At 73.6% G+C, this 24,845-nt stretch carries 28 protein-coding genes; 14 read left to right on the top strand and 14 right to left on the bottom strand.

The window, feature by feature from the left end:
• Window positions 1-49 precede the first annotated feature (49 nt).
• On the top strand, window positions 50-1,063 hold the full coding sequence (locus Q2K19_RS04985) for a hypothetical protein (protein WP_302768024.1): 1,014 nt from the start codon (window positions 50-52) through the stop codon (window positions 1,061-1,063).
• Window positions 1,064-1,076: 13 nt separating this feature from the next.
• On the opposite strand, the gene Q2K19_RS04980 is transcribed toward Q2K19_RS04985, so the two are convergent.
• Window positions 1,077-1,571 (bottom strand): hypothetical protein, encoded by a 495-nt coding sequence (locus tag Q2K19_RS04980; protein WP_302768023.1) that lies wholly within the window; start codon window positions 1,569-1,571, stop codon window positions 1,077-1,079.
• Window positions 1,572-1,838: 267 nt separating this feature from the next.
• On the opposite strand from Q2K19_RS04980, the gene Q2K19_RS04975 reads away from it, so the two are divergent.
• On the top strand, window positions 1,839-2,288 hold the full coding sequence (locus tag Q2K19_RS04975) for a hypothetical protein (protein WP_302768022.1): 450 nt from the start codon (window positions 1,839-1,841) through the stop codon (window positions 2,286-2,288).
• A 70-nt stretch (window positions 2,289-2,358) separates the two neighbouring features.
• Here the strand turns inward: Q2K19_RS04975 and Q2K19_RS04970 are convergent, their stop codons facing one another.
• Window positions 2,359-3,138: a D-Ala-D-Ala carboxypeptidase family metallohydrolase gene (locus tag Q2K19_RS04970; protein WP_302768020.1), complete on the bottom strand. Its 780-nt coding sequence runs from the start codon at window positions 3,136-3,138 to the stop codon at window positions 2,359-2,361.
• 345 nt (window positions 3,139-3,483) lie between these two features.
• On the opposite strand from Q2K19_RS04970, the gene Q2K19_RS04965 reads away from it, so the two are divergent.
• On the top strand, window positions 3,484-4,131 hold the full coding sequence (locus Q2K19_RS04965) for a DUF6642 family protein (RefSeq protein ID WP_302768019.1): 648 nt from the start codon (window positions 3,484-3,486) through the stop codon (window positions 4,129-4,131).
• Between the two features lies 1 nt (window position 4,132).
• On the opposite strand, the gene Q2K19_RS04960 is transcribed toward Q2K19_RS04965, so the two are convergent.
• Together Q2K19_RS04960 and Q2K19_RS04955 are read right to left on the bottom strand one after the other, a co-directional pair.
• Complete coding sequence (locus Q2K19_RS04960; protein ID WP_302768017.1) at window positions 4,133-5,638, bottom strand: hypothetical protein; 1,506 nt, start codon at window positions 5,636-5,638, stop codon at window positions 4,133-4,135.
• A gap of 14 nt (window positions 5,639-5,652) precedes the next feature.
• On the bottom strand, window positions 5,653-6,006 hold the full coding sequence (locus Q2K19_RS04955; RefSeq protein ID WP_302768015.1) for a hypothetical protein: 354 nt from the start codon (window positions 6,004-6,006) through the stop codon (window positions 5,653-5,655).
• 146 nt (window positions 6,007-6,152) lie between these two features.
• Here Q2K19_RS04955 and Q2K19_RS04950 point away from each other — a divergent pair, with 146 nt between their 5' ends.
• Entirely contained in the window at window positions 6,153-6,617 is a 465-nt protein-coding gene (locus Q2K19_RS04950) for a PPOX class F420-dependent oxidoreductase (protein ID WP_302768014.1), read from the top strand.
• Window positions 6,618-6,622: 5 nt separating this feature from the next.
• Here the strand turns inward: Q2K19_RS04950 and Q2K19_RS04945 are convergent, their stop codons facing one another.
• The gene (locus Q2K19_RS04945; RefSeq protein ID WP_302768013.1) at window positions 6,623-7,264 is read right to left on the bottom strand and encodes an NAD(P)-dependent oxidoreductase; all 642 of its coding nucleotides are present in this window, start codon (window positions 7,262-7,264) and stop codon (window positions 6,623-6,625) included.
• Window positions 7,265-7,363: 99 nt separating this feature from the next.
• Window positions 7,364-8,596 (bottom strand): serine hydrolase domain-containing protein, encoded by a 1,233-nt coding sequence (locus tag Q2K19_RS04940; RefSeq protein WP_302768011.1) that lies wholly within the window; start codon window positions 8,594-8,596, stop codon window positions 7,364-7,366.
• A gap of 66 nt (window positions 8,597-8,662) precedes the next feature.
• Between Q2K19_RS04940 and Q2K19_RS04935 the strand changes: the two genes are divergently transcribed.
• From Q2K19_RS04935 to Q2K19_RS04915, 5 genes are all read left to right on the top strand, one after another.
• Window positions 8,663-9,256 (top strand): pentapeptide repeat-containing protein, encoded by a 594-nt coding sequence (locus Q2K19_RS04935; protein WP_302768010.1) that lies wholly within the window; start codon window positions 8,663-8,665, stop codon window positions 9,254-9,256.
• Between the two features lie 55 nt (window positions 9,257-9,311).
• Window positions 9,312-9,713, top strand: a complete 402-nt coding sequence (locus Q2K19_RS04930; RefSeq protein ID WP_302768008.1) for a pyridoxamine 5'-phosphate oxidase family protein — start codon at window positions 9,312-9,314, stop codon at window positions 9,711-9,713.
• Window positions 9,714-9,884: 171 nt separating this feature from the next.
• On the top strand, window positions 9,885-11,105 hold the full coding sequence (locus Q2K19_RS04925) for a hypothetical protein (RefSeq protein WP_302768007.1): 1,221 nt from the start codon (window positions 9,885-9,887) through the stop codon (window positions 11,103-11,105).
• A gap of 138 nt (window positions 11,106-11,243) precedes the next feature.
• Window positions 11,244-12,131, top strand: a complete 888-nt coding sequence (locus Q2K19_RS04920) for a hypothetical protein (protein WP_302768005.1) — start codon at window positions 11,244-11,246, stop codon at window positions 12,129-12,131.
• 139 nt (window positions 12,132-12,270) lie between these two features.
• Window positions 12,271-12,612 carry a DUF1330 domain-containing protein gene (locus tag Q2K19_RS04915; protein WP_302768003.1) on the top strand — a complete coding sequence of 114 codons (342 nt, stop codon included), beginning with the start codon at window positions 12,271-12,273 and terminating at the stop codon, window positions 12,610-12,612.
• A gap of 54 nt (window positions 12,613-12,666) precedes the next feature.
• On the opposite strand, the gene dacB is transcribed toward Q2K19_RS04915, so the two are convergent.
• Window positions 12,667-14,250, bottom strand: a complete 1,584-nt coding sequence (gene dacB, locus Q2K19_RS04910) for a D-alanyl-D-alanine carboxypeptidase/D-alanyl-D-alanine endopeptidase (RefSeq protein ID WP_302768001.1) — start codon at window positions 14,248-14,250, stop codon at window positions 12,667-12,669.
• Window positions 14,251-14,563: 313 nt separating this feature from the next.
• Here dacB and Q2K19_RS04905 point away from each other — a divergent pair, with 313 nt between their 5' ends.
• Window positions 14,564-14,845, top strand: coding sequence for a HesB/IscA family protein (locus Q2K19_RS04905; RefSeq protein ID WP_302768000.1), 282 nt, complete (start codon window positions 14,564-14,566; stop codon window positions 14,843-14,845).
• A 1-nt stretch (window position 14,846) separates the two neighbouring features.
• Here the strand turns inward: Q2K19_RS04905 and Q2K19_RS04900 are convergent, their stop codons facing one another.
• Window positions 14,847-15,944, bottom strand: a complete 1,098-nt coding sequence (locus Q2K19_RS04900) for a beta family protein (RefSeq protein WP_302767999.1) — start codon at window positions 15,942-15,944, stop codon at window positions 14,847-14,849.
• Between the two features lie 87 nt (window positions 15,945-16,031).
• Here Q2K19_RS04900 and Q2K19_RS04895 point away from each other — a divergent pair, with 87 nt between their 5' ends.
• Window positions 16,032-16,610, top strand: coding sequence for a YcxB family protein (locus Q2K19_RS04895; RefSeq protein ID WP_302767998.1), 579 nt, complete (start codon window positions 16,032-16,034; stop codon window positions 16,608-16,610).
• 79 nt (window positions 16,611-16,689) lie between these two features.
• Here the strand turns inward: Q2K19_RS04895 and Q2K19_RS04890 are convergent, their stop codons facing one another.
• From Q2K19_RS04890 to Q2K19_RS04880, 3 genes are all read right to left on the bottom strand, one after another.
• A complete protein-coding gene (locus Q2K19_RS04890) occupies window positions 16,690-17,217 on the bottom strand; it encodes a PepSY domain-containing protein (RefSeq protein WP_302767997.1) in 528 nt (175 codons plus the stop codon).
• Window positions 17,218-17,298: 81 nt separating this feature from the next.
• Window positions 17,299-18,576 (bottom strand): sensor histidine kinase, encoded by a 1,278-nt coding sequence (locus Q2K19_RS04885; RefSeq protein ID WP_302767996.1) that lies wholly within the window; start codon window positions 18,574-18,576, stop codon window positions 17,299-17,301.
• Window positions 18,573-19,268, bottom strand: a complete 696-nt coding sequence (locus Q2K19_RS04880) for a response regulator transcription factor (protein WP_302767995.1) — start codon at window positions 19,266-19,268, stop codon at window positions 18,573-18,575. Before Q2K19_RS04880 ends, Q2K19_RS04885 begins: the two co-directional genes overlap by 4 nt.
• 103 nt (window positions 19,269-19,371) lie before the next feature.
• Between Q2K19_RS04880 and Q2K19_RS04875 the strand changes: the two genes are divergently transcribed.
• Together Q2K19_RS04875 and Q2K19_RS04870 are read left to right on the top strand one after the other, a co-directional pair.
• Window positions 19,372-19,848, top strand: a complete 477-nt coding sequence (locus tag Q2K19_RS04875) for a septum formation initiator (protein WP_302767993.1) — start codon at window positions 19,372-19,374, stop codon at window positions 19,846-19,848.
• A 271-nt stretch (window positions 19,849-20,119) separates the two neighbouring features.
• Window positions 20,120-20,512, top strand: a complete 393-nt coding sequence (locus Q2K19_RS04870) for a cupin domain-containing protein (RefSeq protein ID WP_302767991.1) — start codon at window positions 20,120-20,122, stop codon at window positions 20,510-20,512.
• A 5-nt stretch (window positions 20,513-20,517) separates the two neighbouring features.
• On the opposite strand, the gene Q2K19_RS04865 is transcribed toward Q2K19_RS04870, so the two are convergent.
• From Q2K19_RS04865 to Q2K19_RS04855, 3 genes are read right to left on the bottom strand one after another with little or no spacing between them, the layout of a single operon-like run.
• On the bottom strand, window positions 20,518-21,456 hold the full coding sequence (locus Q2K19_RS04865) for an aminoglycoside phosphotransferase family protein (RefSeq protein ID WP_302767990.1): 939 nt from the start codon (window positions 21,454-21,456) through the stop codon (window positions 20,518-20,520).
• Complete coding sequence (locus Q2K19_RS04860; RefSeq protein WP_302767988.1) at window positions 21,453-22,640, bottom strand: threonine synthase; 1,188 nt, start codon at window positions 22,638-22,640, stop codon at window positions 21,453-21,455. The genes Q2K19_RS04865 and Q2K19_RS04860 overlap by 4 nt, the downstream gene beginning before the upstream one ends.
• 8 nt (window positions 22,641-22,648) lie before the next feature.
• Window positions 22,649-23,683 carry a DNA polymerase ligase N-terminal domain-containing protein gene (locus Q2K19_RS04855; protein ID WP_302767986.1) on the bottom strand — a complete coding sequence of 345 codons (1,035 nt, stop codon included), beginning with the start codon at window positions 23,681-23,683 and terminating at the stop codon, window positions 22,649-22,651.
• Window positions 23,684-23,800: 117 nt separating this feature from the next.
• Between Q2K19_RS04855 and Q2K19_RS04850 the strand changes: the two genes are divergently transcribed.
• Window positions 23,801-24,583: an aldo/keto reductase gene (locus Q2K19_RS04850; protein WP_302767985.1), complete on the top strand. Its 783-nt coding sequence runs from the start codon at window positions 23,801-23,803 to the stop codon at window positions 24,581-24,583.
• Window positions 24,584-24,845: the final 262 nt, after the last annotated feature.

Below are 24,845 nucleotides of genomic sequence, written 5' to 3'. Positions count from 1 at the left end.
GCCCCGGCGGGATCGCCGGGCCCGCGGCCAGCCGGTACCGTTCCTGCCCATGCGTGGGAACCCGTGGCACACGACCGGCTTGCTCCTCGCCGCCGCCTCGACGCTCTGGTGGGCGGTCGGCATGGCGGTGCTGCAACCGCTGACCGAGCCGGCCGGCCCGTGGTCCGAGGTGCTGCCCGACAACAACACCTACTGGGCGCGGGAGGTGCGCCTCACCGCGCTGGTCGGCGTCGGGCTGGGCCTGCTGCTCGCCTTCGCCGGCGGCCGAACGGCGACCCTCGCAGCCGGGGCGCTGGGTGGCGGCGGGCTCCTCGCCGACCTGGCCGTCGACCGGGCCGACCTGGCGGGCTGGCGGTACGTGGCACCGCTCGCCGCCGCCGGGTTCCTGGTGCTCGGCGGCACGGTGGTGCTGCTGCTGCGGCGCCGGGCCGGAGCCGCCGCGCCGGACCGGGCGGCAACCCGCCGCACGCTGCTGGTCGCCGCCGTCGTCGCGGCGGTGCTGGCGGTCCTCGGCGCGGCGGTGACGTCGCCCACCGACCGGGAGCCGCAGCTGGTCTGGGCCGGCCTCGGCACCGGCCTGCTCATGCTCGCGTTGGCGATCGGCGCCGCGCTGGCGGCCGTACCGGCGTCGGCCCGCTCCCGCGCCCGGCCGGCCGCGGGCCTGGCGGTGCTCGGCGCGGCCACAGTGATCGGCATCCGGCTGACCCCGCCCGACGCCGCCCCGCTCACCCTCTGGGCCGGTGGCGTGCTGCTGGTGACGGGGGTGGCCGCGCTCGCCCGGGCCCGGCCGCCGGGCCGTTCCGAGCCGGCCTGGTACGCCGGGGTGGCCGGGGTGACCGCCGTCGGTCTGCCGATGCTCCTGGTCGCCGCCACGCTGGTCCTGGCCTGGCTGCCGATCGGTCCGGTGCTCACCCGGCTGAGCGGCAACATCGCGATCGGCGACGCGGACACCGACGCGCCGGTCACCCTCGCCGGGCTGGCCGCCGGGCTCGCCGGCGGCCTGCTGCTGGCCCTGGCCGCCGGCCGGACCCGGGCGGCGGCGGAGTCGGTCGAGCGTCGGTAGCCGTACCCCGAGGTCAGCTCTTCTTGTAGACGGGCAGGCCGAGCGTGGTGCGGACCCGGTTGGCCTGGGTGCCGCCGTCGTGCGCGGCGGCGGCGCGGATCTCCCGCATCAGCGCCGTGGCGCTGTTCGCCTCGGCGGCCAGCTGCCAGTGCCGCAGCGCCACGTCGTTCTCCTTGAGCAGCGCGGCGATCGGCGCCCGCGCCGGCGCCGGCCAGGCGGTGGTCCGGAGCTGCTCGGCGTGGGCGGCGTTGGTGGTGGCGACCGTGCGGGCCAGGCCACGCACCGTCCGCCACGGCTTGCCGGCCTTCAGTGCCGCCTCCAGCTCGTCCAGCGCCGTGTTGTACGGCGCCACGATCGACAGGTACCGGCCCTTCGCCTCCTTCATCGTCAGGGGGGCCGAAGCGGTCGGCGAGGGGGTCTGCCAGGTCGGGAACTGGGTCGACTGGGCGCCCCCGCCGCAGCCGGCGAGCAGCAGGACCAGGGCCAGGGCGGCGGGCCAGCGACGCACGGGACTTCCCATCGGATCCGGGGGCAGGGTCACCCGAGTGTAGGGGCGACCCGGCGGCCACACCGGCCGCCACCTGTTCGGCGACCAGCGGCACGACCTCGTTACGGCGCCGGAACCAGGGCGACGGTGGCGTCGTGGTGCTCACCCCGGGAGGACCCGCTGGCCGCCGGGCGGGATTGAACTCCTGCCGCCCGCCGGCCGTACCAGTGGCCGAGGATGTGGTGCGGCGGGTCAGCCGCACCGCTGCCGAGCTGCGGGAGGCCTGCCGTGCGAGTTGGTGAGCAGTCGACGGATCCCATCGATCAGATCCTGGGTGAGGTGCCGGTACCGGCGCAGCTGACCCCGGAGGATGTCCGGCTCGCGGTCCGGGCGGTGGTGGTGCACGCCGCCGAGGAGTGGCCCGCCGGACCCAAGTGCCGCAACGACGGCGCCGCGTACCCGTGCCGGCTGCACCGGTGGGGACGGCGCGTGCTGGAGGCCCACGGCCTCAACGAGCGTCAGATCGACGCGCTGGTGCGGCACGGCAACCCGTTCGTGCACGTGCCCTTCCCGTTCGTGCTGACCGGGCCGCGGCCGGCGGTCCCGGCAGCCCAGTCCCCGCGCGGCCAGGCCGGCCGGGTCGCCGCACCTGGGGTGCGGCCCGCGATCCGGCCCGGCGGTACCGGCCGGCCGGCGGTGCCCCCCGCCCCTCGGCCGCGCTGGCCCCGGGCCAGCTGACGACCCGGGGCGACGGGACGGCGGCCCGACGCGGGTACCCCCACCCTGCGTCGGGCCGCCGGCCGTCGACTCAGTTGCCGACCCCGCAGTTCGGGGCGGACCAGAAGGTCGAGTTCGCACTCTTGTCGCTGTTGTTCTCGCGCCGTGAGTCCACGTGGACCTGGTTGCTGTGGTCCGGATAGCCGGGGCCGAAGATCCCGCTGAAGCCGTGGTAGCGGGCCTCCCGGGCCACCTGGCACAGCGACACGGTACGCGGGGTGAGGTCGGCCGCGTCGCCGTAGAGGTGCTGGCTGTCTGACGCGCCGCCGACCTGGCGGTTGCAGGCGGTGCTGCGGAACCCGCTGGACACCGGGAGTGGCTTGTCGCCGAGGCCGCGCCGCAGCGCCTCCAGCTTCCACATCTCGCGCAGGGCCTTCTCCCGGGTCGCGCTCGCCGAGAGCGGGCCGCCGCTGAAGCCGCTACCGCCGCAGCCGTTGTCCAGTTCGGCGTAGCTGAAGTGCTTCGGGGTGCAGTCGTCGTCCTGCAGCTCGTAGATCTTGCCGAAGGTCTGCGGGCCGGCGATGCCGTCGACGCGCAGCCCGTAAGCGGACTGGAAGCGCTTGACCGCGGCGGCGGTCTCGGGACCGTACTTGCCGTCGACCCGGACGATGCTCCGGTAGGCGGCCCAGCCGGCCACCCGGATCTGCAACTGGCGGACATCCTCCCCGGAGGTGCCCTGGGAAAGGTTGCGGTTCCACGTGTAGCAACCGTCGGCATGGGCCGCCGGCGCAGCAACCACCGTGGCGATCGCGGCCCCGGGCAGGGCGAGCGCGAACGCGACGGCCACCCGCTTCAGCATGTTGACGCGCACAGGATTCCTCCTGGTAGGAGTGGGATTGGGAAGGTGACACGGACATCGCCCGGGATGTCCCGTCCCATCCACCCTGACACCGTCTCAACCTGCCGGCGGCTGTTTACCCGAATTACTCTCATAACCGCAGTTCGGTGGGGGTTGCTGCAAATTGCACCGAATACGGGAATCGCCCATCCCGGCCGAGACCGGCCTCCGGCGCCCGCGTTGGCCCAAACGTGACGGAAATGGCGTCCCGACGGCACCGATGGTGAGGTTGCCAGGTGGCCCGCAGCCGGTAACGTCTGCGCTGCGGCCCGGCGGGACGACGTGCCGGGCGGCCTTCGCAGGCGGGGGAGGTAGGCGTTGGCGCGGGGCGGCATCTTCTGCGTCGAGGGGCAGTGGCACCGCGACCTCAACGAGCGCGGATCCGTCCTGCCCACCCTTGAACTGCTCGAACGGCTGGGCCGGATCCGCTTCATCCACAAGGACGCCGCCACCCGCGACGAGCTCTTCTACTTCCTCGACCGCTGGCTGCTCAAGCAGTACGCCGACTACCGGGTGGGTTTCTTCGCCATGCACGGCGAGCCCAGCCGGCTCTGCCTCACCGACTGGGATTCCGTCGAGCTGGCCGACGTCGCCGAACGGATGGCCGGCCGCTGCGAGGGGCGCCGCCTCTACTTCGGCAGCTGTTCCGTGCTGCGCGCCTCCGATGCCACGCTCCGCGACTTCCTCGACATCACCGGGGCGGCGCTGATCTGCGGTTTCACCCGGGACGTGGACTGGGTGGAATCGGCCGCCTTCGAGACCGTGCTGCTCGACGTGCTGGCCAACGGCCAGCGGCACAACGCCGCCGAACTCCGGATGGGCTCGGCGCACTGGGCGCCCCTCGCCTCCTACCTCGGCTTCCGGGTGATCTACGCCAACGGCCGGGCCTGGCGGCCGACGGCCCGGCCCCGGGTGCCGGCCCAGGCCGCCCCCCGTCGCGTCGCCAGCCGTCACAGTGAAAGTTAAGTCAGGAAGAGGATCCTTCCTCCTGTTCCTTGCGGGACCACACCATCCGCTCGACGACCTGGTGGACGTCGCTATTCGCCCAAGCTACTTCCAGTTCCCGGTTGTCGGTGTTCAGGGCCACGCTCACCTCCAGGTGCTGGCCATTGACGAGCGAGAGAGTGAAACGGGAGTCGGCGAAGTGGCGCATGTTGCGTCCGGACACGGCGTCCAAGATGGGAATCGCGCCCTCGGCGCTCTTCGGCAGAACGATCGTTCGGCTCGAGATGCTTACGACGTCGCGGTAGTGGAAGGTGACGGTCTCCTCGGTCAGTAGTTGCCGGGTGGCGAGGTCGAGGTCGCACTTGAACACTGAAGCGCGGTGGGCGGAGAGGTACAGCACGAGCACCTCGTAATGATCTGAGCGCAACTTGCCGTCCTTACCCACGCGCGTCTTGCCGAGGGTCGTCCGCTTCCTAACCACGCGGATCCGGGTCGAGTTCCCCTGTGCGACGACCTGCTCTACGGTCTGGTCACTTTCCAGTCGAGACACTCCGACGGCTGCCTGTGGTTCCACCAATAGGTCGCCTGAACCGGCTACCAGCGCCGGATTGAGGCGCAATCGACGTGCACCACGGGCCATTACGTCCTGCTCGAGCCAGGTGTCCATCTGCTTATCGGACGGGCCGCCCGCGGCGGCTGCCCTTGCCTCTTCGTAGCGCTGCCGAGCCTTGCGGTCCTGCTGGCTGTCGCGCCAGAGCCCAATGCCGACCAAGCCGACTACTACCCCTACCGCGGGCAGCAAGATCAAGAGGGCGAGACCCACGTACCAGCGCGTCTCGACATAGAGGCCGCCACACGGCAGCAGTGCCAATCCCAGCCCGAGGCCGACCAAGGTTGCGGCAAGGCCTCCCCGGTCTGGTGGTGGGGCCGGCGGCAGGGTGACGAAGTATTTGGAAACGCCGATGAGTCGTGCGGTGGTCGTCATGGCACTGGGTGGCCCTGCGGCGGCTGCCGGGAGGTGGATCCCGAGCGAGCGACAGTGTGCCCGGAGACGTTCCCAAGTCCGACCCGGAACTGCCGCGAGGTGCCGCTCAATCAGATTTAGCTCGTCGAGCGTCAAGTTGGCTGGTTCAGCGGTCGACGCGAGCGTGGCTAGGTCTGACGGATCGCTGATGCCCACCGACAGGTAGTAGTCGTCCCGGACGAGGCCTGCGACCACGGCGGCGAGGCTGGTTTCCGCCGCCATCAAGTGGTGGACGATCTTGGTGGCCTGCTCCGGTGTGCGATAGGAAGGGGGATGGCGTGCGAGCATGGCAATCGCCACCAGAACGTTGGCCTCGGCCCGCTTGCTGGACTGCTGGCTGGCCCCCTGTGCGAGAAAACGTTCAAAGCACTGTGCGGCCTGCCGGTATGCCCGCTCGTCAAGGAGTCGCCGCCCGGCCGCCATGGGGTCGCTGTTGTCACCAAAGTTGTAGATCTTATCGGCGTTCTGGACGCTCCCGCTCTGAAAGAAGGTTGAGTTGCCCACGATGCGCTGCCGGGCTAGTTCCCGCTGCCGTTTATAAGTCCGACGATCTTCACGATCGCATCCACCATTGGCGCGGTTCCCGCCACCGCGCTCAGGATGTGCTGCGCTCGCTCCAAGGCTGGAAGGGCCATTGTGCCGTGACCTGAGGCGACCTCTCGCGTGGCTGTGGCGAGTTCGACGCTAGCCGCCTGGGCCGCATCCGGCTCGACCACGCCTCGGGTTGAGGCTCCCGCGAGGTGGTCCTGCAATGCCCCCAACTCCTGCACGACCCGCAGGCGGACGTCAGTGAGCGTCATCGCAATGTTGCCGTTGTTGATGATCGTGTCCCCGTTCTGGATATTGCCGAACTGGCTCCCCTTGACCTCCACGATGCCTCCTGACGTGCAAGTTGCCCCAGGCAAATGAACATAAGGCAATTCGGAGACATGAAGTGACGTCATCTTGACGGAAGGTGACCGCCGTTCGTCTTGACAGGTGCCTCCTTACTGGGGGGAGCGCCTGGTAGAACCGGGGCATGGCACGCAGCATCGCGACCAACACCCGGGTCGACCGGGACGCCCTGATCGAGTTCCTCCGCCCCCGGCACAAGGTCGTGCTGATGACGACCCGTTCCGACGGCCGCCCGCAGTCCTCCCCGGTCTCCTGCGGGGTGGATGCCGAGGGTCGGCTGGTGATCTCCACCTACCCCGAGCGGGCCAAGGCCGCCAACATCCGCCGCGACCCCCGGGTCTCCGCCTGCGTGCTCTCCGAGGACTGGAACGGGCCCTGGGTCCAGGTGGACGGCACCGCCGAGGTGCTCGACCTGCCCGAGGCGCTCGAGCCGCTGGTGGAGTACTTCCGCAGCATCTCCGGCGAGCACCCGGACTGGGACGAGTACCGGGAGGCCATGGTGCAGCAGGGCAAGTCGCTGATCCGGGTCACCATCGACAGCTGGGGTCCGATCGCCACCGGCGGCTTCCCCGCCCGGCTGGCCGACTGACCGGCTCAGTACGCCGCGGTGAAGCGCGCGTTGCGGAACTGCGGGTTCTCGATCTCGTCGACGATCGCCACCGCCAGGTCCTCGTAGGTGAGCACCGAGCGGCCCTGCGCGTCGGTGACCGGGTGGTCGGTGCCGGTGCGGTAGTGGCCGGTGCGCTCGCCCGGATGGAACTCCAGCGGCGGCGGCGAGACGTACGTCCAGGTCACCCCGTCCGGCGAGGAGCGGTAGAGGGCCAGCGCCTCGGCCTGGCCCTCGGCCGAGTCCCGGTACTCCTCGGGGAAGTCTGGCTCGTCCAGGTACGGCGTGCCCTTCGGCGTCAGCAGCGTCGCCCCGCCGCCGACGTGGATCACCCGCGGCGGGTCGGGCACCTCCCGCAGCGTGTCGACCAACGTCCGGGCGGCGTCGCGCCACAGCTCCCGCTCGCCGCCGCCGATGGCCACCACGAACACGTCCGCGTCTGCGGCCAGGTCCCGGACGCTGCGGGGGGAGGTGACGTCGCCGGTCACCGTGCGCACGCCCGCCGGCAGGTAGCTGGTCGCCTCCGGGCGGCGTACCGCCGCGGTGACCCGATGCCCCCGGTCGACCGCCTCGGCGGTGATCCGCGACCCGGCAGTGCCCCCGGCGCCGAACACGACGATGTTGCTCATGGCTGACCACCTCCCGCCCCACGTGCCTCGACCCTCAGGCTAGGGAGCGGGTTGGCCGGCCGGTGCCGTAACGGCGATCCCGGCCCGGGCGGCGGCCGGTCAGTCGATCAGCGCGGAGTAGACCAGCTGGCGCAGCTGCGCGCGCAGCGGGTACGTGCTCGACGGCATCAGCTGAGTGAACAGCAGCGCGGTGACCTCCTCCACCGGGTCCACCCAGAACGCCGTGCTGGCCAGGCCGCCCCAGTAGTACTCGCCCACGCTGCTGGGGACCCGGGACGGCACCGGGTCCAGCACCACGGCGAAGCCCAGGCCGAAGCCGATGCCGTCGAGGATCGTCTCGGCGAAGCCCTCCGGGGAGAACGAGGCCAGGTCGCGGTTGCCCGGCAGGTGGTTGCGGGTCATGAAGCGCAGCGTCCGGGGCCCCAACAGGCGGACCCCGTCCAGCTCACCGCCGCGCAGCAGGAACTGGGTGAACCGGTGGTAGTCGGCGGCGGTGGAGACCAGCCCGCCGCCGCCGGAGAACCAGCCCGGCTCGGCCAGCGCGGCCCGGCCGATGGCGTCGGCGCGGACGGTCTGGCCGGTCGCCGGGTGCGGGGTGTAGAGGGCGGCCAGCCGCTTGGCGTCCGGCTCGTCGACCCACCACCGGGTGTCGGTCATGCCGAGCGGGCGCAGGATCCGCTCGGTGAAGAAGGCGTCCAGGCTCTGCCCGGAGATCACCTCCACCAGCCGGCCCAGCACGTCGGTGGAGACGCCGTAGTTCCAGCTCGTGCCCGGCTGGAAGAGCAGCGGCAGCCCGGCCAGGCCCGCCGAGGCCGCGGCCAGGTCCGCGCCGGGCGGCACGCCCAGGTCGAAGCCCGCCTTCCGGTACAGGCCGTCGACCACCGTGCTCTGCGCGAAGCCGTACGTCAGGCCGGCGGTGTGGGTGAGCAGGTGCCAGACCCGGATCGGCTCGACCGCCGGCACCGTGTACGGCTTGAGCACCGAGCCCTTGTCGTAGACCCGCACGTCGGCGAACTCCGGCAGCCAGCGGCTGATCGGGTCGTTCAGCTCGAACCGCCCCTCCTCCCAGAGCATCATCGCGGCGACCGAGGTGATCGGCTTGGTCATCGAGTAGATGCGCCAGAGGGTGTCCGCCTCGACGGGCGCGCCGGCCTCTCGGTCCCGCAGCCCGTACGTCGAGGAGTGGGCGACCTCGCCGCGGCGGGTCACGACGATCTGCCAGCCGGCGAGCCGGCCGTCGTCGACGTAGCCGCGGAAATGCTCGTCGATCCGGGCCAGCCGGGCGGGGTCGAAGCCGATACGGGCGGGGTCGGTGCTCACTGCGAGGCTCACGCCGCCGAACCTACCGCCCGGTAGACCGACCGGGAAGTGTCGGCCGTCCCCACTAATCTCGGCCGCATGCCGGAGCCCGTCGAAGACGCCACCTACCGCCACCAGGACTGGTATGCCGAGGAGTTGGTCGACCGGCACTTCGTCCGCTGCGAGTTCTTCCACGTGGACCTCACCGAGGCGGTCAGCCAGGGGGCCGTCTTCACCGAGTGCGTCTTCGGCAACGTGCTCTTCAACGCCTCCCGGCACACCGACTCCGCCTTCACCCGCTGCACCTTCAAGCGGTGCAACCTCTTCGAGGCCGAGTTCCTCGGCTGCAAGCTGGTCGGGAGCAGCTTCGACCAGTGCGACCTGCGCCCGCTGCGGATCGACGGCGGCGACTGGTCCTTCGTCGCCATGCCCGGCGCCGACCTGCGCGGGGTGCGGGTCACCGACGCACGCATGCGCGAGGTCGACCTGACCGGCGCGGACCTGACCGGCGCGAGCGTCACCGGCGTCGACCTCTCCGGCGCCCAGCTGCACGCCGCCAAGCTGGTCCGGGCGGACCTGCGCGGCAGCGACCTGACCGCGCTGGACCCGACGGCGGTGGAGCGGGCCGGCGCGATCGTCGACGCCGAGCAGGCCATCGTGCTGGCCCAGACCCTGGGCTTCGAGATCCGCTGACCCGGCCCGCAAAAGCCGCCGCAGGCTGTCAGGTTTCCCTGCCAGGCTGGCGGTCATGACATGGTGGTCCGACCTGGTGGCATCCGAACCCGACTTCGCGGCGCGCGTCCGCGCCCGCTTCACCGTCCGCAAGCACGGCACGATGGCGACCCTGCGGCGGGACGGCTCGCCGCGGATCAGCGGCACCGAGTTCGACTTCTCCGCCGACGGGCAGCTCCGGCTGGGCAGCATGGCGGGCGCGCTCAAGGCGCTCGACCTGCGCCGGGACCCGCGAGTGGCGCTGCACTGCCCGACCGAGGACGCCCCGGAGGACGATCCGGTCCCCTGGGGCGGGGACGCGAAGATCGCCGGCCGGGCGCATGAGGAGCCGCCGGGCGAGGACGGTTCGCACCGGTTCCGGATCGAGCTGACCGAGGTGGTGCGACCCGGGTCGGCGATCCGCCGGACCATCTGCTGATCGAGAGCTGGCACCCCGACCGGGGGCTGAGCCGGCGTGAGCGGCGCTGAGGGGCCCACTGTCGGGAAATTGGCGGAGTCCGGCAGCTTCTCGGAGGTCGGGAGCTGTGTCATCCTCCCTGCGGCGGTCCACCGGGAGTGACCGCCGCGCCGGTGGCCGAGGGAGGGGTCGGTGGCTGAGGACGAACTCACGCAGACCGGTATCCGGGTCGGGCGGTGGCTGCCCGCCGTACCGGGCGAGCGGGCGCCGGATCGGCAGCCGCCGGGCGGGCCACGCCGGCTGCCCAGCGACCCGGACGACCCGTCCACCCCGCCACCCGACGTCGCCCCGCTCGCCGACCATGTCGACCCGGCGAGCACCGCGGAACCACCGGCGCACATCCCGCCCGTCCATCCGGGGGACTCGCTGCCGGCACCGCCGGCCGGCGACCCCGGTCCGGACCGCTCGCCGTCCGCCCGGCCCGATCGGGCCCGGGACGCCGGCCCGACACCCGCCGGGCCCGCCGCCGCGCCGGCCCGGCACGCCTCCCGCGAGGGCCTCGCGGAGCGGCTCGCCGGGCTGGTCGGTCCGGCCGCGACCACGGTACGCGTGGCCGTCGGCGTCACCCCCGACCGGCGAGCCACCCGGGTCGGCGCGGCCCGGGCCCGGCGCCGTCGCCGCCGAGTGCTGCTGGCCGTGGTCGCGCTGGCCGCGTCGGCGGTGGTGCCGGTGCTGGCGTACGTGGGCCGGGCGCCTGACGCCGGCGGCCGGGCGGCGCCCGGGGCGCCGCCCACCACCTCGGTCTCCCCGCCGGCCCCGGTGGCGGCGCCGCCCACCGTCGTGCCGGTCACCGGGAACCCGGCGTTCCCCGGCGGGCCGCTGCTCAGTCTCGACCAGGAGCAGATCCCGAAGCTGGTGGACCTGACCGCGCTCGGCGTGCGGGACTGGATCCACTGGGGCGGCAGCGGCGGCGACAGCCTCCAGCGCAAGCAGACCAGCACCGGTGAGATCCACGACCCGGGCGGGGAGCGGCTGGAGCACCGGGCCAGCGCCTCCGCCTTCGCCTGGACCGACGGCACGCCGGTGGCCCGCCAGGACGGGATCCGGTACGGGGTCTTCCAGCGCGGTGCCGGGAAGAGCTTCTCGGTGACCGTGGCCGGCAGCGGCGACCTGCGGACGGTCCGGCTCTTCGTCGGCGCCTTCTCGGCGGCCGCCCGGCTCGACGTCCGGCTCTCCGCCGGCGGCGACCCGGCCGTCCGCGAGGTGCCCCTCGCCGCCGGCGACCGGTTCTTCGAGTACGTCATCCAGTTCCGCGCGCCGCACGGCGCCCAGTTGCTGGTCACCTGGCGGTCGCTGAGCATCGTCGGCGGCGAGAACGACGGCGTGACCCTGGAGGCGGTGGCGGTCAGCTGAGACGCTCCGATACCTTCTGACCACAATGGGGAGACCTGCCCCGCCGACATCTGGCGCATCGCCGCCCATCAGGGAACCCTGAGGCGGCGCGCGCCCTGCCGTCCCGGCGGTCGGGGCACGGCGGGGAGCGGAGGTCGAGTGGGGCAGGAAGGCGACGGTCCGGTGGCCGGCCGGATGTCGTACCCGTACGCGCAGACGCGATCGGCGCTCCGCCGCATGGCACGGGCCCGGCAACGCCGCCGCTGGGTGCTGGAGGCGCTGGCGGCGGTCGCCTGCCTGGCCGCCGTGGCCGGTTACCTGGGCACCGAGCAGCACGCGACGTCGCGCCAGGAGGAGAGCGGCGTGCTGCCCGGCCCGCCCGCCGGCCGCCCCGCCGTGCCGTCCGCGGGCGTTCCCGGCGCCGACGGCGGGGCGGTCACCCCCGGGCTGCAGCCCCGGCAGCGCCCCCCGTCACCCACCCCGTCGCCGTCCACCCCGGTCGTCGCGCCGATCCTGACCGTCGGGCAGGCGGACGTGCCGGCGCGGGTCGACCTGAGCGCGGCCGGCCCAGTCGACTGGGCCCACTGGGGGCTCCTCGGCGCGGGCCGGCCGGTCCACAAGCGACAGGGCTCCGGTGAGATCCGCGACGAGGGCGGGCGAGGCCGACGCACCAGCTACAGCAACAACCCCGAGGCGTACTCCTGGCACGACGGCGACCCGGTCGGCGCCGCCAGCGGCACCATGTCCGGCGTCTATGTCTGCGGCGCCGGCAGCGGCTTCACGCTCTCCGTGGCCGCCGACGGCCAGCCGCGCACGGTCCGCCTCTACGCCGGGCTGTGGATGGCCCGGGCCCGCCTCGACCTGCGGCTCTCCAGCGGCGGGCCGAGCAGGACGGTGCGGCTGGAGGATCCGCACACCGAGCGCACCGCCGAGTTCACCATCCGGTTCAGCGCGGCCCGGGGCGCGAAGCTGCTGGTGAACTGGACGGTGGAGAGCTCCCTGGGGGACTGCGGCAACGTCAGCCTCCAGGCCGCGGCGCTGCGCTGAGCGTCCTTCGCCGCCTGCGGTGTCGGATCGGTTCCAGCTCTTCCTTACCTCCCGGGTAATCGACTCGGGGGCGGACGGCCCGCAGACTCGGTGCCATGCCCTGCGCCGTTCGGTCGGCGCACGTCACCGGGGAGGGACCATGCCGGCGTTCGCGCTCGCGCACCTGCACACCAGCAAGAACAACGACGACATCGTCGAGTACATCGACAAGATCCAGGCGACCCTCGACCCGTACCAGGGGCGGTTCCGGGTGCACGGCGGCACGCCCGAGGTGATCGAGGGGGAGTGGCCGGGCACTGTGGTGATCATCGAGTTCCCGGACGTGGAGCACGCCCGGGACTGGTACGCCTCCCCGGCGTACCAGGAGATCCTGCCGCTGCGCCTGCGGCACCTGCCCGGCTCGGCGATCATCATCCAGGGCGTCGGCCCGGACTACGACCCGCGCCGCACGGCCGCCAAGCTGCGCGAGGCCGCCGGCTGAGACCGTCCCCGTCCCGGGGAGCCGGGGCCCAGCCCGAGGGCGGGGCCCCGGCGCTCAGCAGCGGATCGGCTTCACCCAGGAGCACTCCAGGCCGTCGGGGACCCGGGGCGACTCCGGCGCCGTCGGCACCGCCAGCCGCGCGGTGGCCGTCCCCGTCTCGCTGTACGACGCCAGGGCGATGGCGATCTGGTCCTCCAGCCCCTTCACCGACGAGGTGAGGTAGTTGTTCAGCACGATGGAGAACGCCAGCAGGTGCCCGTCGGTGTCGGTGGCGTAGCCGGAGAGGCTGGACGCACCGGTCAGGCTGCCGGTCTTGGCGTGCACGTGGCCCGCGGCGGCGGTGCCCTGCATCCGGCTGCGCAGGGTCCCGCCGACGAAGCGTTCCGGGTTGCCGGCCACCGGCAGGGCCGCATACCAGGTGTCGAACCAGGGTTCGGCGCGGACGGTCGACAGCAGCGACACGAACTGGGCCGGTGGGATCATGTTGCGCCGGGACAGGCCGGAGCCGTCGCGCTGGCGCAGGGTGCCGGTGTCCATGCCGGAGTCGCCGACGTACTCGCTGATCGCGGTCAGCCCGCCGGACCAGGTGCCGGAGCCGGAGAGCACCCGGCCCAGCTCCTTGGTGAGCACCTCGGCGTGGCCGTTGTTGGAGAGCTTGAGGAACGGCACCATCAGGTCGGACAGCGGCATCGAGTCGTGCCGGGCGACGGTCTTCGCCCGGTCCGGGGTGGCCTGGCCGAGCACGGTCCGCCCGAGGACCCGTACGCCCTGCCGTTGCAGCGCCGAGCGGAAGATGTCGGCGGCGTAGCCGGTCGGCTCCCAGACGGTCATCCAGTCGCTCTCCGGGGCCTGGCCGACGGCGATCTGCCCGGTCACCACGATGGTGTTGCCGCCGTGCTCGCGCTCGAAGGAGATGGTGGTCTCGCCGGTGGCGACGGTCTCGGCCCGGTTGTCGATCCGCAGCCAGCCGTTGGCCGGGGTCATGGTGACCGCCGGGCGGGCGCCGGCGTGGTCGGCCGGGGCGGCGTGCACGATCACCGTGCCGGCGTCGTAGTCGGTGTCCGGGGCGACGGTCAGCGCGGACACCTGGGCCGCGTAGTAGTAGGACTCGTCGTCCCAGGTCCAGTCCGGGCCCAGTCGCGTCCGGTCGTAGCGGGTGTCGTCGGCGACCAGGTTGCCCGCCACCACGCGTACGCCCTCGGCGGCGACCTGGGCGGCCAGCCGGTCGTAGTCCGCGGCCAGCATGGTCGGGTCGCCCCCGCCGCGCAGGTAGAGGTTCCCGGAGAGCAGCCCGGCCCGGCGTGTCCCGTCGCTGGCGACGTCGGTGGTGAACCGGTGGCCCGGGCCGAGCAGTTCCATCGCCGCGGTCGAGGTGAGCAGCTTGGTGTTCGAGGCGGGGACGAGCCGCCGGTCCCCGTTGCGGTCGTAGAGGGTCTGCCCGGTGGTGGTGTCCACCACCACCACGCCCGCCTGCGCCCCGGCCAGCCGGGAGTCGGCGAGGACCGCGTCGATGGTCGCGTGCAGCCGGGTCTGCGCGGGGGTGGGCGCTTCGGCCGTGGCGGTGGGGGCGCCGGCGGTGGCCGCGGCGGCGACCAGCGCCAGCACCGCGAGCGCCCGGGGAAAGAGACGACGATGCATGCGTCGATGCTGCCATGCAGCTTTCTTCCGGAGAAGATTCCGCAGCGAAAAGATATTTCCGAAGGATGCGGGGTTAAGCCGGCTCGGACGCGGGAAACCGCAGGTCACCTGTTCGTGATCGGAGTCGTCGGGCACGGTGTCCACTGACCCGGCTCTATTTGACGGATGTCCGGTCAAGGGGCACCGTAGGCCGTGAGGGGCGGTCGAGCTGCCCCGGTTTGCCCGGCGAATACCGATTCGCCGTCCCGGGTGCTGACCCGGTCGCGCGAGCCGCGTCGCCCGCGATCCCGAACCAGCCACGAGGAGTTCCGCCATGCTGACCATGACCGACAACGCCGTCCTGGTGATCCGCGATCTCGCCGTCCAGCAGGAGGTCGGCGAGGCAGGCGGGCTGCGCATCGCCGCCGACACCGACGCCGGCTCGCTCTCCATCGAGCTGGTTCCGCAGCCCGCCCAGGGCGACCAGGTGGTCGACAACGAGGGCGCCCGGATCTTCCTCGACGCCGACGCCGCCCAGCTGCTGAACGACACCTCCGTCGACGCGGTCGTGGACGACGAGGGAATCGTCCAGTTCGGCTTCACCGAGAAGGAGTGACTCAGCCGGCGCGGCGGGACTCCCCGCCGCGCTGCGACCGGCCGGCGCGCCGCTCCGCCGCGTCCTGACCGTCCCGCCACGGCCCGCCGCGCTGCTCCCGCTCGGGTTGACGCAGCGCGGCCAGCACGTGCGCCAGGTGGTGCGAGGTGCTCCAGGCGATCCAGTTCGCCGGTGACCCGGCGCCCGCGCCGCGTCGCGCCCGGCGCAGGATCTCGTGGTCACCCCAGGAGAAACTGGCACCCGACGCCGGCCACCAGGGCGCCGACACCAGCGTCCGGCACATGTCGGCGAAGCGCTCGTCGCCCCGGCCACCCCGGCGCGACCAGCGGTAGATCCACCATGCCCCGTCGGTGGTGTACCGCAGCGTCGGCAGCCGGTCGCCCGGTCCGTCCGCCCCCGGCGCGGCGCAGCCGACGCCGTAGTCGCCGTAGCCCACGTCCAGGTCGGCCAGGCGTCGCCAGAGCTGCCAGTCGAAGCGGTCGAGGCGGGCCGGCTCGTCGGTGGGCAGGCGCGCCAGTGTCGGCGGCATCCCGCCGGCCGCCACGGTGACCGACCGCCAGGCGTGCCGCCGGGCCCACTCGAGCAGCCGGCGGACCCGCGGCTCGGCCAGCCGCACGTCGGCCGGGCAGCACACGTCCCCCGCGTCGACGAGCAGGTCACACTCCTCGGGCACCAGTCGGGTGAGCCGCCACACCCGCTCCACCGCGCCGGTCGCGTCCGGGCCGGCCCGGTCCTGGCCGGTCCGCAGCCGCACCACCGCCCGCTGGGCGTAGGCCCGCGCCGCCGCGCCGTGCGTCACCAGCCGCCGGCTGCTCTCCGCGAGCCCGATCACCGGCACCAGGGGTACGCCCCAGCGGACCGGCTCGCCCTGCGGAGCCTCCGGCAGGGCCGAGACGTCGACGGCGGGCAGCAACCCGGCCGGCAGCCGGCCGAGCAGGTCCACTGTGCACGCGTCGACCGTGTGGACGTCGATGACCGGAGCGAGCAGCGGAACGGCGGCCGCGTCGAGATGGGCCAGCGCCTCCAGCTCACCCCGGCGGCCGACCAGCACAGGGCGGTAGACCGGCTCCGCCGCCCGACCCCCGTGGGCGGGCACCATACTTCAATGTAGCCGTCCCTTCACGTTCCGCACAGGTCCAGCGGCGGGGCACCACGTACGCGGGGCCCTTGCCTATGCTTGCCGACCATGCCCGCTCCCGACGCCACCGCGCAGCCCGTCCGGATCGCCTTCACCCTCACCGCCGACGACCTGCTCGACGGGCTGACCGAAGCGCACCGGGTGGTCCGCCGCCCGTGGTACCTGCGCCGCCCCTTCCTGTACGCGCTCGGTCTCGTCATCGGCGTCGGGCTCGCGTCCGCCGACGACCCACCCTCGTTCGGGGGCTCCTGGGCCCGGCTCGTCGGCCTCGTCGTCGGCCTCGTGGTGGCCCTCGGCGTGGCCCACCTGCTGCTCCGGCTGATGAATCCGGCGAAGCTCACCCACCGGTGGTCGGCCCGACAACTCGTCCGCGGCAATCCCATGCTGGCGCAGCCCCTGACGGCGACGGTCACCGACGACGGCATCCAGGTCGCCTCGGCGGCGGCCGAGTCCGCCGTCCGCTGGTCGCAGTACCCGTTCCACGGCGAGACGCCGAAGTCGTTCGTGCTGCTCGCCTCCGACCGGATGGGGGCCAGCGCGCTGGTGCTGCCCAAGCGGGCGATGGGGGAGAGCGACGTGGCGGGGCTGCGCGCGCTGCTCGCCGCGCACACCCGCCGGCTGGGCTGACCAGGGCGCCCCGTGAGTCGGCCTGGGCCGGGGCGGGGCGGACGATCGTCCGCCCCGGCCCCGGAGGTTGACCCCTCACTCAGTCGTCGCTGCCGCGGCGGTCGCCGCCGTGGTCGTCGTACCGGTCGTCGGTGCCGTGGTCGTCGGTACGGGCGCGGTCGCCGCCGTGGTCGTCGTACCGGTCGTCGGTGCGCCGGCCGTCGTCGCCCGCCTGCCGCCGCTCGACCTCGACGACGGCGCCGTTGCTCCGGGCGACCTTCACCTCGTACGTGGTGCCGGCGCGGGCCACCTTGACGCTCCATACCGGACGGCCGTGCTCCAGTTCGGCCTCGATCTCCACGATCCGGCCGCCGCCGAGCCGGGCGAGCGCGATCTCGCCGGCCCGCTCCCGGCTCACCGTGGCAGCGGGGGTGCCGGCCGTGCCGGTCGGCGCGGCCGTGCGGGACGTCGGGTCGTCGTCCGGCTTGGGGTTGTCGTCCGCCGTCACGGCCACGCGGGCGCCGCCCGCAGTCGGCCAGTCGGCGGTCTGCACGCCCAGCGCCACACCGCTGACCGCCAGCACGGCAGCCCCGCCGGCCGCTGCCAGGACCAGGGACATTCGTCGCATCGTCTCCACCTCTCCTCGGTTGTGCTGCCGAGGATCGGCCGGGGACGGATAGCCGTGCGCTACCCCCGGTCTAAGCCCGGGTTAAGACCGCGGCGCCCCGAGCCGGAGCAGCACTACCGCCCCGCCGTCGGGCCCGCTCCGCAGCTCCAGCCGGCCGCCGCTGGCCCGGGCGGCCCGGTCGGCGATGTCCAGGCCGAGCCCGGTCGACCCGGCCCGGCTGGCGCCCCGACGGACCGCCCCGGCCGGCATCCCGGGCCCGGCGTCGGCGATGGTCAGCGCGACCCCCGCCGGGTCCGGGGCGAGCCGCACCGTGAACGGTGTGCCGTCCGGAGTGTGCGCGAAGACGTTCCCCAGCAGCGCGTCCGCCGCAGCGGCCAGCTCGTCGGCGCTCACCCCGACCGGCAGCGGGCCGGGTGCGAGATCGAGGGTGACCGTCCGGCCGGTGTCCTCGGCGAGCACCGACCAGAAGGCCACCCGCTCGCCGACCACCGCCGCCGCGTCACAACCCGCCCGGCCGTCCGGCGCCGAGCTGCGCCAGCGGGCCTGCCGGATCACCCCGGTCACCGCCCGCTCCAGGCCGTCCACCGCGGCGGTCAGCCGGGCCGCGTCGTCCGGGTCGCGCAGCGACTCCGCCTCCAGCCGCAGCACGGTCAGCGGCGTACGCAGCCGGTGGGACAGGTCGGCCACCTGCTCCCGCTCCTCCCGCAGCAGCACCTGGATCCGCCCGGCCAGGTGGTTCAGCGCCCCCGCCACCTCGCGCAGCTCGGCCGGCCCGGCCGGCTCCACCCGGGCGTCGAGTTCGGCGTTGGCGAGCCGGTGGGAGACCGTGGAGAGCGCGGCGATCGGCCGGACCAGCGTATGGGCCAGCCGGTCGGCGACGACCAGCCCGACCAGCACCAGCAGCACGCCGAGTAGGGCAAGCACCAGCCAGGCCCGGGTCACCCCGGCGGTCAGCTCCGACCGGGGGACCAGCGTGCGGATCACCCCGGTCCCGGCCGGCAGGCCCTGCACCGCGATGACCACCTCCCGTCCGCCGGCCGACTCGGCGGTCAGGCTCTGCCCCCGCGCGGCGAGGGCCACCGCGGGCGTACGCGGCACCGGCGTGCCGAGCACCGTGCCGTCGGGCAGGTAGACGCTGACCTGGCGATGCGACGCCGCGGCGAGCTGCTCGACGGTCAGCCGGAGGGTGTCCGGGTCGGCCGTGCCGACCACCGGGACCAGGCTCTGCGCGTCGGCGGTGGCCCGCACGGTCGCCCGGTCGGCGGCGACCGTGCGGACCAGCAGGGCCAGCGGGACCAGGAAGGCGGTGAGGACGAGCACGCTGACGGCGGCGACGAGCAGCGCGAGCCGGGCCCTCACCGGGCGGCCCCGGGGGCCTCCAGCCGCACCCCGACCCCCCGGACGGTGTGCAGGTAGCGCGGTTCCTGGGCGCTCTCGCCCAGCTTGCGGCGCAGCCAGGACAGGTGCACGTCGACGGTCTTGTCCGCGCCGCCGTACGGGATCCGCCAGACCTCGGTGAGCAGCTCCCGCTTGCTGACCACCTGTCCCGGCCGGCCCGCCAGGTGGTGCAGCAGGTCGAACTCGCGGGGGGTCAGCTCCACCGGGACGCCGTCCAGACTCACCTGCCGGGAGCGTGGGTCGATGCGCAGCCCGCCGACCACGAGCGCCGGGTCGGCCGCCCCCGCGTCGCCGGCCGACCGGCGCAGCACCGCCCGGGCCCGGGCGTCCAACTGCGCGGCGGTGAACGGCTTCACCAGGTAGTCGTCGGCGCCGGCGTCGAGCATCCGGACGATCTCCGTCTCGTCGTCCCGCGCGGTGGCCACGATGACCGGCACCGCACTGACCGCGCGCAGCATCCGCAGCAGCTCGGCACCGTCCAGATCGGGCAGCCCGAGATCGAGCACGACCAGGTCGGGGCGGTCCTCGAGCGCGTCGCGCAGCCCGCTCATCGCGGTCGACGCCGCGGCCACCGCATGGCCGCGCTCGCGCAGCGCCCGCAGCAAGGGGGTACGGATGGTCAGGTCGTCCTCGATGAGCAGCAGCCGCGCCACAGGTGGCAGGCTAGCCCCTCCGGCCGCCCGGGTCGCTCCTCGTTAACCGTGCCTTAGCGTTCCCCGGTGCCCGGCTCAACCCTTCGTCGGGGAGACTCGGTGCATGGGCCGTCGTCCGATCCTCGCCGCCGTCGGGTGGTTGGCCACCACCGTCGCCGCCACGCTCATCGGGCTGGGCGCGATCCGGCTGGTCGGGGAGGGCATCCTCACCGGCACCCCCGGCGGCGTACGCGACCAGCGGGAGGTCGAACGCGCGCTGGCCGCGCCGGCGCCGTCGACCCGGACCGCCACCCCGGGCGCGACCCCGACGGCCACCGCGCCCAGCCCCACGCCGAGCGCCGGCCACCCCGGCGGCGGAGGCCGGCAGGTTTTCACCACCTCGGGCGGTACGGCAGTGGCGGAGTGCGGGCCGGTCGGCGTCCGCCTGGTCTCCTGGTCACCCGCCCCGGGCTATCAGGTGAAGGATTCCGATCGCGGGCCCGACGACCACGTCGAGGTCCGCTTCGTCGGCCCCGAGGGGGAACACGAGCTGCGGCTGCGGTGCGTCGGCGGCCGACCGGTTGCGGTTCCCCACGACTGACGCCCGCCCCGGCGTGCCGCTGGGCAGGGGCGCACAGGCGAGCGCACGGCGCCGCCCGACCTGGGTCGTAACGTCGCCGCGCTCGGCCGTCTCCCACCACCGCAGCCGTGTGGCGGTACGACAGCGGGGACTTGGCTCGACCGGCCCGGCCTGCACCGGTCTTGGGGCAGCAGATGCCCGCCCAGAGGGGATCCAAACCCGACGCGGGTGGCAAATTCCACCATGTGCGAGTCCCGGCGTGATCCAAGCGCTCACCGGGTATGTGCGCGCCATGGAGCATTTCACGATCGCGACCGTCGCCGAGAAGAGCCCGGACTTCCGCCGGGTGCTCTGGACCGGGCAGCACACCCAGTTGGTGATCATGACGATTCCGCCGGGCGGGGAGATCGGCGAGGAGGTCCACGAGGACATCGACCAGATCCTCACCTTCGTCAGCGGCACGGGCGAGGCCCGGGTGGCCGGTGAGAAGAAGGAGGTCGTCTCCGGCGACCTGGTGGTCGTGCCGGCCGGCACCAAGCACAACTTCGTCAACACCGGCCCCAACCCGCTGGTGCTCTACACCGTCTACGGCCCACCGGAGCATGCCGACCAGGCGGTGCACCGCACCAAGGAGGAGGCCGACGCGGCGGAGGCGGCGGGCCAGGACGAGCCGCCCACCGCCTGAGCGGATCAGGCCGCCGGTGGGTCGGCAACGATGCGGGCGAGCGTGACCCGGCCCATCCGGCTCATGGCCGGGTTGGTCCGGTGGTAGTACCAGACCACCCCCATCGCCTGCACGAAGGCCCACGCCCGGCCGCGTTCCCAGTCCAGATCGTCGCAGTCGAGTTGCTGCCGAAGCGCCTGGCGCGGCCCGCTCTCCAGCAGGTGCCAGGCACCGACGAGGTCGAGGGCCGGATCGGCGGCCCGCAGCCCGCCCACGTCGAGCACCCCGGCGAGCCGTCCCTCGGCGACGAGGACGTTTCCCGGGATGAGGTCACCGTGGGTCATCCGGTCCGGGGACCCACCGCGGGGCAGTTCCCTCATGACCGCCCACATGCGCCGGAGCAGCGGGACGTCCAGCAGCGCCTCGCTGCGCTGGAAGCAGGTCTCCAGCCACCCGTCGTGCGGGTGGAGTTCGCCCCCGCGACCCCCGCCCTCGAAGGTGCGTCCCCGTGGGTCGATGGCCCGCACGTCGGCGACGAACTCCGCCAGGTCGGACGCGAACGCGAACGAGTCACCGGGGTCCTGGTCGGTGGCGACCACCCCGGGTAGCCACGTCTGCACCGACCACGGCAGCGGGTAGCCGGCGCCCGGTGCACCGACGGCGACCGGCTCCGGGGTGGGAAACCGGGTTCTGCCCAGCAGTTCCCGAGCCGCCTCCGCCTCGCTGTCCAGCCAGCGCCGCGCCGCGTCGACCTCGCGAGGCTGAAGGGGGAACCGCGCCGTGAGTCGGTCCCCGAGACGGAAGATGGCATTCACCGTTCCCTGCGCGGCGAGGCGCCGCACCGGCAGGCCCCGCCACTCGGGGAACTGCGCGTCCACCAGCTCCCGCACCGTCTCGGCGGCGACCGTGAGCTGGCCCTCGTGCATCGGCGTCTCGAGCGCCCGGGGCGCGCGGGGGCCGGTCATGCCATCGGCACGCCGGAGACGTCCACCGTCTCCGGGTACTTGAGGCCGGCGCCGGTGTTCAGCACCACCACCCGTTCACCGGCCCGGATCCAGCCGCCGGCGCGCAGGTGCCGGGCGGCGGTCAGGCAGGCCGCCCCCTCCGGGCAGAGCAGCAACCCCTCCCGGGCGGCGAAGTCCCGCAGGTCGACGAGGATCTCCGCGTCGTCGACCGCGATCGCGGTGCCGCCGCTCTCCCGCAGCGCGGTCAGGATCAGCTCGTCGCCGAGCGGAGCCGGCACGGTGATCCCGAAGGCGATCGTGTGCGCGTCCGGCCACGGGGTCACCCGCGACTCCCCGGCCCCGAACGCCCGCACCACCGGCGCGCAGCCGGTGGACTGCACCGCCACCAGCCTCGGCAGCCGGTCCTCCACCCAGCCCAGCTCGCGCAGCTCGTGCAGGGCCTTGTGGATGCCGATCAGCCCGACCCCGCCGCCGGTCGGATAGATGATCACGTCGGGCACCTGCCAGCCGAGCTGCTCGACGATCTCGTACCCCATGGTCTTCTTGCCCTCCAGGCGGTACGGCTCGCGCAGCGTGCCGGCGTCGAACACCCGCCCGCCCGACTCGGCGACCAGCCGGGCCACCCAGCGGCCGGCGTCGCTGATCAGGCCGTCCACCAGCCGCAGGTCGGCCCCGGCCGCCACGCACTCCCGCCGGCAGATGGTCGGCGCGTCGAGCGGCATGGCGATCGTCGCGCCCATCCCGGCCCGGGCCGCGTACGTCGCCCAGGCCGCCCCGGCGTTGCCGTTGGTCGGCATGGCGATCCGCTCGACGCCCAGCTCCCGGGCCCGGCTCACCCCGACCGCCGCGCCCCGGGCCTTGAACGACCCGGTCGGGGTCAGCCCCTCGTCCTTCACGATCAGGTCCGGGATCCCGATCTCGTGTCCGTACGCGGGGGCGCGCAGCAGCGGCGTCCAGCCCTCGCCCAGCGTGGTCACGAAGCGGGGATCGGCCACCGGCAGCAGCTCCCGATAGCGCCACAGGTCCGCCGGGCGGAGGCCGAACTGCTCGGGGCTCACCGACGCGGCCACCGCGGCCAGGTCGTAGCGGGCCAGCAGCGGCGACCCGCACTCGCACAGATTCTGCAACTTGTCCGCCGGATGCTCCCGGCCGCAGCGCGGGCATTCCAGGTGCGTCAGGTGCACGGTGATCCTCAGCTCGTGTCGATGCTCAGCCAGTGCCGGCTGCGCCGACCCGGCTCGTACGGGGAGTCGAGGCGCTTCGCCACCACTCCCGGGAGCCCCTGTTCACGGGCGGTCCGCAGGGCATCCGCGCCGACGCCCGGGAACCAGGGCGGAGTCTGCCAGTGCGGGCCGGTCAGCGCCAGACCGTCGAGCAGCTCCCGGCGCTGCCCGTACGGCAGGTCGAGGCTGGCCACGCCCTCCAACCAGAGCAGGTCCACGGCGAGGAACTGCCCGTCCCGCTTGGTCGGCGCCTTGACCCGCCCGCCCGGGTCGATCCGGACCAGCACGCCGTCCAGCACCGTCTCGGTGGGGGCCAGCGCCTCGGCCATCGCGCGCAGCCACGGGTACGCCCCGGTGATCTCCTCGCCCGACTCGTCGAGCAGCCGCAGCCGGCCGCCCGAGACGTACGCCGTCGCCCGCACCCCGGCCCAGCGCAGCTCGTACCCCCAGTCGGGCTCGTCCTCCGGCAGCCGCTTCGCCGGGGTGGCCCGCATCGGGCGGACCAGCTCCGGCATCGGCGTCCAGCCCTCCGGGGCGGGGTCGGTGCGGCGGACCATCCAGTCCCGGCCCCGGCCGCCGGTGGCGAAGAGCACGTACCGGCCCGTGGTCCGCTTCCCGTCGAGCACCACGATCACCTCGTCGTCGCGCCACTTCTCCGCGCGGTACGTCCCGGTGTCGTGGATGGTCATCTTCCCGCCGCCGTACTCGCCGGCCGGGATCTCGCCGTGGAAGGTGAGGTATTCCATCGGGTGGTCCTCGGTGTGCACGGCGAGGTGGTTGTGCCCGGGGTCGCGGGGCAGCCCGCGGGGCACCGCCCAGGAGGCCAGCACGCCGTCGTGCTCCAGGCGCAGGTCCCAGTGCAGGCTGCGGGCGTGGTGCTGCTGGATGACGAAGCGGGGCTTGCGCCGGGCGGTCCGCTTCCGCTCCGGGGCCCGCTCCGGCACCGGCTCGGGGGTACGCGCCGCGTCCCGCTTCCGCCGGTACTCCTCCAGCCGGTCAGCCACCCCCGCATTCTGCGGTACGCCCCGGACGATCGCCCGGTTCCTGCCACTTCTGTCCGTTTCGCTGCGCTCCGGCGGGTCGCCGGCATGGGGACGCCGATCACGGGTAGAAGCGTGGGTATGGACCTCGACCAGCCCACCGTCCTGCTTCCCGGCGAAGTCCGGATGCCGCTGCTCGGCTTCGGCACCTGGCAGGCCACCGGCGCGTCCGGGTACGACGCCGTGCTCGCCGCCCTGGACGCCGGCTACCGGCACATCGACACCGCCACCATGTACGGCAACGAGAAGGAGGTCGGCCGGGCGGTACAGGAGAGCGACCTGCGCCGCGAGGACGTCTTCATCACCACGAAGCTGCCGCCCGAACGGGTGGGCCGGGAGCGGGAGACCATCGAGGCGAGCCTGGCCGCCCTGGAGACCGACTACGTCGACCTCTGGCTGATCCACTGGCCGCCGTCGTCGCCGGCCGACCGCATCCCGGCCTGGCGCGAACTGCTCGCCGCCCGCGACGAGGGCATGGCCCGGGCCGTCGGGGTGAGCAACTACTCGATCCCCCAGCTCGACGAGCTGATTCAGGCCACCGAGGAGAACCCGGCGGTCAACCAGATCCGCTGGGGCCCCGCCCTGTACGACCGCCAGGTGCACGCCGCGCACCGGGACCGGGGCGTGGTGCTGGAGGGTTACAGCCCCTTCAAGACCACCGACCTGTCGGATCCGGTGCTGGTCCGCATCGCGCAGGCGCACGACGTCTCGCCGGCGCAGGTGGTGCTCCGCTGGCACATCGACCACGAGATCGTGGTCATCCCCAAGTCGGTCACCCCGGACCGGATCCGGGCCAACGCCGACGTCTTCCGCTTCTCGCTCACCGCCGAGGAGATGCGCGACATCGACGCCCTCGGCGGCTGACCGGGACGGGGGAGGGGAGCGGGCAACGGTGCCGGTCGAGTTCGACCGGGCAGTTCGCCCCTCCGTGCTGTCGTCCGCCGGTCGCGGCTCCGGAAGCCGTTCCGGGCGTCGGCGCTGCCCGACCCGCCGTTCGGCGTCCTCCGGCCGGTGCGGGACTCCCGCCTGTGGGATCGGCCCGGCACACCGACGGACCGCCGCGCCAGGGCCGATGGGATCTACCGTGCACCGATTGCGGCGAGTAGTGTCTTGCCTCCAACGCGTT

The organism is Micromonospora sp. NBRC 110009 (genome assembly GCF_030518795.1).
In the GTDB taxonomy this organism is placed as follows: Bacteria; Actinomycetota; Actinomycetes; order Mycobacteriales; family Micromonosporaceae; genus Micromonospora.
Note: the sequence above shows the minus strand (reverse complement) of the source record. Positions and strands in the feature narration are given on the sequence as shown.